Below are 2,495 nucleotides of genomic sequence, written 5' to 3' on the forward strand. Positions count from 1 at the left end.
GCTCCATCGCCCAGTCACACTGCACATATGGATGGTCTGGACAGTGAGCGGGCGCCGATAATCGGTCGTGAGGGCCTGCTGCGGCTGGCCGCGGTGGCCGAGCGGCTGCGGGACCGTGACAAGGGAGATGAGTCGCCATGCGCGACGACAGTGACGTCGGCCCCAGAGCACGATTTTGGCGGTGCCGGACGGGCAGATGTGGGCAGCACTGCCAAAGGTGAACCGGCAGGCGGTGGTGGGGCAGTTGGTGCGGCTGGCGAGCCGCGCGTTGTCGGCGGCCGCGACGGTGAGTGAGCGGGACCGGCGATGACCTCGGTGATGCCGTGGGAGCGGCCCGGCAGCAAGGTCGACGACCGTCACCTGCAGCGGCTCGCGGTGATCTATATCCGCCAGTCCACCCGCCGGCAGCTCGTCGACCACCAGGAGTCGACCCGGTTGCAGTACGCCCTGGTGGACCGGGCGGTCGCGCTGGGCTGGGAGGCGGACCGGATCCTGGTGATCGACGAGGACCTGGGCAGGACGGCATCGAGTGCGGTCGCCCGCACCGGCTTCCAGCGTCTGGTCACCGAGATCGGGCTGGACCACGTCGGTCTCGTGCTGGGCATCGAGATGTCCCGCCTGGCCCGCTCCGGCAGGGACTGGTACCAGCTGATCGAACTGTGCGCCCTGTCGGGTGCGGTACTGGCGGACACCGACGGGGTCTACGACCCGGCCGAGTACAACGACCGGCTGCTGCTGGGGCTCAAGGGCACGATGAGCGAGGCCGAACTTCACCTGATCAAGCAGCGAATGTGGAGCGGGCGCCTGAACAAGGCCCGCCGCGGCGAGCTGGCCTTCCCCCTGCCCAGCGGCTACGTCCGCCGCCCGTCCGGGGAGGCCGCCCTGGACCCGGACGAGCAGGTGCAGACGGTGATCCGCCTGATCTTCGCGCAGTTCGAGCGGCTCGGCACATTGCACGGTGTGCTGCGCTATCTCGTCGAGAACGACATCCAGTTGGGCATCCGGCTGCGGGAGGGGCCGGACAGGGGCACCCTGGAATGGCGCAGGCCGAACCGGATGACGCTGCAGACCCTGCTGCACAATCCCGCCTATGCCGGGATCTACGCCTACGGGCGGCGTCGGGTCGACCCGCGCCGCCAGGACCCGGCCCGGCCGAGCACCGGACGGGTCGTCCGCTCCCGGGACGGATGGCATGTGATGATCCCGAATGCCCTGCCCGCCTACATCACCGTCGCCCGGTTCGAGGCGAACGAGGCGAGGCTGGCGGCCAACCGCGCCCGCGCCGAAGCCATGGGCGCAATAGGAGGCGGCCCCGCGCTCACGGCCGGGCTGGTGCACTGCGGACGCTGCAACCGGCGCATGAGCGTGCGCTACCACACCCAGCACAGCAGAGCCCTGCCCGAGTACGTGTGCGCCCGGGACGTGACCAACTACGGCGCACGCAAGAGCTGCCAGCTGCTCAACTCCGCCTGCGTGGACGCCTTCGTCGAGCAGCAGGTCCTCGCGGCACTGACGCCCGCCGCCGTCGAGGTGTCCCTGCGCGCCGCCGACCAGGTCCTGGCCGAGCGGGCCGAACTGGAACGGCTGTGGTCGAGGCGGTTGGAACGCGCCGCGCAGGACGCCGACCGGGCCCGCCGCAGCCACCACCTCGTCGAACCGGAGAACCGCCTGGTCGTACGCCAGTTGGAGAAGGAGTGGGAGGACGCACTCGCCGCCCAGCAGCGGCTTTGCGAGGACTACGACCGCTTCGCCCGCAGCAGTCCGCGCATCCTCACTTTGGCCGAGCGGCAGACCATCACGGCCCTGGCCGGCGACATCGGGGGTTTGTGGCGTGCGCGCAGCACCACGACAGCGGACCGCAAGGAGATCATCCGCGCGGTCGTCGACAAGGTCGTCGTCACCGTGCTCGGCACCAGCGAGCGGGTGAAGGTCACGATCGTCTGGGCCGGCGGGAGCACGACGGCGGGAGAGGTCATCCGCCCGGTCCAGCGGCTGGAGCAGCTCAGCTACTACCCGCAACTGACCGATCGGATCCGCGAACTCGCGGGCCAGGGCATCGGAGCCGGCGGGATCGCCGACCGCCTTCAAGCCGAGGGCCTCCGGCCCGCGAAGGGCGGCAAGCGGATCTCCGCAGCCACCGTCCGCGACCTCATGCGCCGCCTGGCCTGCCCCGCAGGCCGTGTCCACCGGCACCGCCCCGCACCACCCGGCGAGGAGCCCGGCCCCAACGAGTGGTGGCTGGGGCACCTGGCCGCCGAGCTGGACATGACCACCTCCACTCTCTACGCCTGGATCAACCGCGGCTGGATCACCACCCGCCGGGAGAGCTGCTGGCCCCACCGGCTCATCGCCCACGCCGACCAGCGAGAACTCGCCGAACTCCGTGAACGCCGGACCCGTCCGCCTGGCTGGTACAGCCGCCGCATCTGGACCGAGACCGCCGAGGCGGCAGAGCAACAGACTCCATGAGTGCACTGTGCTTGACAGATCTCGAC

1 protein-coding gene is annotated in these 2,495 nt (G+C 70.5%); it reads left to right on the forward strand.

The window, feature by feature from the left end:
- Nucleotides 1-306 precede the first annotated feature (306 nt).
- Nucleotides 307-2,469 carry a recombinase family protein gene (locus tag ACFYQA_RS39390; protein ID WP_388928642.1) on the forward strand — a complete coding sequence of 721 codons (2,163 nt, stop codon included), beginning with the start codon at nucleotides 307-309 and terminating at the stop codon, nucleotides 2,467-2,469.
- Nucleotides 2,470-2,495: the final 26 nt, after the last annotated feature.

Origin of the sequence: Streptomyces sp. NPDC005774, assembly GCF_042871645.1 — a bacterium.
GTDB lineage: Bacteria > Actinomycetota > Actinomycetes > Streptomycetales > Streptomycetaceae > Streptomyces > Streptomyces pratens.

What these genes read in the sequence shown, in the direction of transcription:
- ACFYQA_RS39390 (WP_388928642.1), top strand. Translation starts at nt 307, where the DNA reads ATGACCTCGGTGATGCCGTGGGAGCGGCCCGGCAGCAAGGTCGACGAC.